The following is a 5,592-nucleotide window of genomic DNA, read 5'->3' on the forward strand; positions in this document are numbered from 1 at the left end:
CCCTCCTTTGCTAATGCTCAGGCGGGCAGGCGCAGAAGTGCTAAGTTAGAGCATAGGGGGTTTACATTGATAGAGTTGCTTGTGGTAATAGCGATTATAGCGATTTTGGCAGCGATGTTATTACCTGCTTTATCAAGGGCAAGAGAAAATGCAAGACAGTCAGTATGTATGAGTAATTTAAAGCAGATCGGTATAGCCGTAATGATGTACTGCCAGGATTATAATGAGGTATTACCTTCTGTTAATATAGGACAAAACTGGTACATAAAATTACTAAGATATACAAATCCAAAATTATCAGGTGTACCAGTAGCAGAGTATCCAGCAAAGCCAAAAGGACCCGTAACCGTATTTGTTTGTCCAAGTAATAGATACTACTACACGTCTGGTAGTACTACTCCATGGAGTTATGCTGTTAATTACACAATGAATATGGAGTGCGGAATATTATTTACCGGTGGCCCATCTAATTATCCACGTAAATACGCAAGCATTAAGAAGCCATCAGAAAAAGTTATAATTGGTGATTCTACATATGGTCCGGGTACTACAGGATCCGGAATATCTTATATAGGAACATATATTTGGTTTCAAGGGGGAACTGCTTATGTCGGTACGAACAATCGCTGGTTAGGATATATTCACAACGATGGCAGTAACTTACTTTGGGTGGATGGACATGTAAGTTGGCAGAGAAAAGATATTATAGAGGCACAAGGATTGCAATACGGCGTGGGTAGTGGCGGAGGGTGGTTTGATTTTGATAATTGATATGTGGACAAGAAATAAGGATAATTTTGGCAGAACCGGTAAGAAAACAAGGAGGAATAATGAAAAGAGTAATAGCATATGTGGTATGTATATTTTTTTGTATAGGAATAAGTTGTTTGAAAGGGGCAGAGAATTTATTGTTAATTGGGGATTTTGAATATGATAGAGATAATAATGGAGTTCCAGATGGATGGGCAAAACGGGGAGTTGCAACATCTAATGTGTCTTATTCAATGGATACAGAAGTTGTGCATAGTGGGAAAAAGAGTTTAAAGATGGTATTTGATAGCAAAAGGACAGAGTCAGATGAAGGATATGTGGTATTACGAGATAAAAAGATGGAATTTTTTGAGAGAGGCAGGAAATACAGATTAACAGGATATGTAAAGGGAAAAGAATTTAAAGGGAATGCGGTACTTTCTGTTTCAATATATGGAGAAAACAATGTTCTTCTATTGACAAGTGCGGATAAAGTTGGTTTATCAGGAGAGACAGATTGGTTATTATTAAAGACAGAATTTACAGTACCAGCAAATGCTATTGGTGTAGATGTATATACTGACACTTCGGGAGGTATTGGAGGAGGGATAGTATGGTGGGATAGTATCTCCCTTTATGACATAACAGGGGAGAAAGAACCGGAATATGCGGAAAAAGTAATTGACTCATTTGAGAATGAAGAAAGTATGAAATTCTGGATTTCTTCTGGTGCATTAATTACAAGGAGTGACGAGTATGCTTCAGATGGGAAGTTTTCTTTAAAAATGGATTTCAAAGGGTCAGATACGGATACGTGGCCGGGGGTAAAGCGAACTTTATTTTTTGATAAAGGAGAAGTTGATTGGACAAAATACGAGTATTTAGCATTTGATGTTTATAATCCAAAAACAAATCCTGAATATATTTCTTTAAGGATAGATGATGCAGAAAAAAAGGCGAGTTTTGTAAGTTATGTCTGTGTGCCGGGTACATGGACAAATATAAAGGTAAAAATATCCACTTTAACAGGAATTAATACTTCAATGATAGAGAGTGTATTATTTTATATGAGGATGCCTCGTAGAGATGCAACTTTATATCTTGACAATGTCAGGTTTTTAACAATAAAAGAGGGGGAGAAATGAGAGAGAAGATAATGGTTGTATTATGTTTTTTGTTTTTACGGGTTTTATGGAGTAATAGCACAGAAGGGCGAACAATTATCAATGAGAAATTTCAAAGTTCCTTACTTGACCGTGGGACATGGCAGGTAACCGATGAAGGTGTATCAATAAAAGATGGTAAGTGTTTAATTTCAGAAGGAGGGCAAATTCTTTCAGTTAATTCATATCCAGAGGGAGTACTTGAAATAAGACTATCTTTAACAAAACCACTTACTTCTGGGGCAGTAGCGTGGGGTTTTCGGCACAAATATGGAGCAAGACCCCGTATAACTTTTTCAGTAGAAGAGAGTATGGAATTAAGAGCAAGTATATATGATAATGAAGGTAAAAAGATGATAGACAGTCAAAAAATTCCATTAGATTGTAAAGTTCACAATTACAAAATTGTCTGGCAACCCAAAAGAGTAGTTTTTTATTTTGATGGTAAAGAAATTTTCAACTATGATTTTGAAGAAGATATTGAAATATCCCCTCGTCCAATAACAATTTATAATGTTGGTTCAGACACAGTAGTATCAGTAGAAGAAATTACTTATAGAACAGATGCAACAGATGAACAACTTGCCGAAATAAAAAACAAGTACCAATTTCGTCTTGGTAGTATAAAAGACCTGAAATTTGTAGAGTTAATACATGTGGATATGACAGAACTCCCGGAAGTATCAGATTTCTGGAAAGAAAGGGGATATATAATTTTTTCTCGTCCTTACACTCAGCGAGTATTTTGTGATGATACACCAGAAGCAGGAGAGATAATAGATGTTAATAAAGGGTTGACAACTTTTGTAACACCAGATGAGTATGAACCAATAACATTTGCAGTTCATGCACTAAAAGAGACAAAGGAATATGAGGTTTCAATAACAGACCTTTCAGATGGAAAAGGGCATTTTATTTTTGCTGATGCAATTTCCATAGGGATGGTGCGTTCGCTTAACAAACGCCTTCTTTACAACTATAAATGGAGTCCTGACTATATTTTCATGCCTACTTTTATAGAAGGGAAGAAAAGAGCGAATATTCCCTCAGGTAAAAATGCTCAATACTGGTTAACTATAAAAGTTCCAAAGGATACAAAGGCAGGGAAATATTTTGGTATGATAGAATTTGCCTCTATATATGGTCCAGAGGGAGGAATTCCAACACGTTTTCCTTTGACAATAGAGGTATTACCATTTACTTTAAAAGAAGCAGATAGGTACACATATGGTTTCTGGTATCCAGCAAGTAATTATATAAACACAAGAGAGGAATTTGCATCTGATTTTTTAGAAATGAGAAAGCATAATATGAATGCATTATTTGGAGGAGTTGGGATTGGTGCAACTGCTGAAGAAAAAGATGGAAAAATTGTTATTAAAGGAGTATCTGATAAATTTAACTGGATATGTGAAGAATATAAAAAAGCGGACTTTAAAAAGCCCATTCTTTATTCTGGCGATATTGGTTCTAGTTGGGCGAATTCTCGTGTAGCAGATATACAAAGTGAACAATGGCAAGAAGAGTATATAAGGTATACTCGTGCAGTTCTTTCAATGGTAAAGAAAAATTATGGATTAGACCTTATAGTTCAGCCAATAGACGAACCGGCCTGGCAAGGAGAGGCAATTAAAGATAAATGTGTAAGATATTTAAGACTTTTAAAGAAAGCGGGCGCTGTAACCGAGACCGATGGCCCGTATGATACCTTTATGGTTGAAGAAGCAGGACCTTATAGTGATGTATGGAATATCAATGGTGGATTATGTCCTATTGAGAAAATAAAACAACACAAAGCGGAGGGAAAAATACTTTGGGCATATAACAATGATGTAGAAGGTATTAGACCAGAACTAATGAGATATGCAGCTGGGTATTGGCTATGGATTTCAGGTGCTGATGGTATAAACAATTGGGCTTATAGAACAAGGAGCGGGAAGAGTATATATAATGATTTAAGTGGAGAAACATCAAATTTTGTTTATTATTATCCCAAAACGGACAATGAGATAGGAGGACCAGCAATTGCATTTGAAGGTTTTAGAGAAGGTATAGATGATATACGATATCTTCTCACATGGGAAGATGCAGTGGAAAAGGCAAAAAAGGAAGGAAAAACAAAACTTGCAGGGGAAAGTCAAGCAAAAATTACAGAAGTTTTTTCAAAAATTAATTGGAACTATAGATTAAGAGACCAGGCAAAGTGGCAGAGAACATTTTATTTGAGCACAGGCCAGAAAGCAGTTGTTGGGGATTTAAAAGTGACAAATGGTCTTTCCTGGGAAGATTATGATAAAATTCGTAAAGTTATTGCAGATGAAATTGTAAAGTTGATAAGTGAGAAATAAAAAAGTGGGTTGGCTAAAAAATTAATGAAAATTCTCTATCTATAGAGAAGAGGTTATAAGTTATGTATTGTTTATATTCGAAGGTGCTTTGAAAGTAATTTATATTATAGGAGGTATTTCTCATTACAAAGAATAGAGTAAACTTTATAATATCTTTAAAATGAAGAATATAAAAAAATTAAATGTAAAAGGGTGGTAAAATTTTAAAGAAAAAAATAAAAAAAGAAAAAGTTGGCATTTTATCATTAAGATAAAAGAAGAATTATTGCCAAATAGTAACTACTAAATATTTAATCTCACACAAAATTTTTTTTTGCTGAAGAAGTTTAAGAGAGAAAAAGTTAAGATGAAAAAAAGAGCAGAATATATTGGTGGAAAATGGGGCGTAATGGTTCATTTTTTATCTGATTTTCCATGTAATAGGGAAAGAGTAAATTTAGAAATTGATGAGTGGAATAAAATTGTTGATAATTTTGATATTAAAAATTTTGTAAGGAACTTATCAAAAGTAAAGACAAATTGGTTAATATTTACCATTGGACAGAATTCTGGTTTTTATTGTTCCCCAAATAAAACTTATGATGAAATAGTGAAAAGGGAAAAAAGTAGATTATCTAAGAGAGATTTAATAAAAGAATTAGGAGAAGAATTAAATTCAAAAAATATAAAACTTATTGCATATCTACCTTCACATGCTCCATCAAGAGATATTTACGCAGTTGAAAGGTTAAAATGTACACCCATCTGGGAAGATGGAGGAATAAGATGGGGGTTGAAGAAAGAAGAATATAAATTCCGGGCAGGAGTTGATGAGCGACTTAGTGAATTTCAGAGAAATTGGGAAAATATAATAATAGAGTGGTCAAAAAGATGGGGAAAACTTGTAAGTGGATGGTGGATAGATGGATGTTATTATTCAGATAAAATGTATAATTTCCCAGAACCCCCAAATTTTAAAAGTTTTGCAGATGCACTAAGAAGTGGGAACAAAGATAGCATAATTGCTTTTAATCCTGGTATAAAAATTCCTGTAATAAGTTTAACTGAATACGAAGATTATACAGCAGGAGAAATTGCAAATGGATTTCCTGTTTTTTATAAATGGGTACCTTTTACAAGATTTATAAATAATGCTCAATTTCATATTTTAACTTTTTTAGGAGATATTTGGGGATTAGGAGAAGAACCAAGATTTCCAAAAGAATTAATTATCTCATACACAAAATATATAACTCATCTTGGTGGAGCAATTACTTGGGAATTTCCCCTATCTGATATGAAAGGCAATATAAATAAAAAATTTTTAAATCAACTTATTTCTCTTTCAAAAT

The 5,592-nt window shown here is 33.9% G+C and carries 4 protein-coding genes; all 4 read left to right on the forward strand.

The window, feature by feature from the left end; genetic code table 11:
- Positions 1-771: DUF1559 domain-containing protein (locus PLW95_07715; protein HOV22540.1), on the forward strand; the 771-nt coding region annotated here is incomplete at its 5' end.
- 59 nt (positions 772-830) lie between these two features.
- Positions 831-1,895, forward strand: coding sequence for a carbohydrate binding domain-containing protein (locus PLW95_07720; GenBank protein HOV22541.1), 1,065 nt, complete (start codon positions 831-833; stop codon positions 1,893-1,895).
- Entirely contained in the window at positions 1,892-4,261 is a 2,370-nt protein-coding gene (locus PLW95_07725) for a family 16 glycosylhydrolase (GenBank protein ID HOV22542.1), read from the forward strand. Before PLW95_07720 ends, PLW95_07725 begins: the two co-directional genes overlap by 4 nt.
- 346 nt (positions 4,262-4,607) lie before the next feature.
- Positions 4,608-5,592, forward strand: a 985-nt coding sequence (locus PLW95_07730; protein ID HOV22543.1) for a hypothetical protein, incomplete at its 3' end; no start/stop codon positions are given.

This window comes from bacterium (assembly GCA_035370465.1).
GTDB lineage: Bacteria > Ratteibacteria > UBA8468 > B48-G9 > JAFGKM01 > JAGGVW01.

Coding starts and splice junctions, on each gene's coding strand:
- PLW95_07720 (HOV22541.1), top strand. CDS start 831: ATGAAAAGAGTAATAGCATATGTGGTATGTATATTTTTTTGTATAGGA.
- PLW95_07725 (HOV22542.1), top strand. CDS start 1,892: ATGAGAGAGAAGATAATGGTTGTATTATGTTTTTTGTTTTTACGGGTT.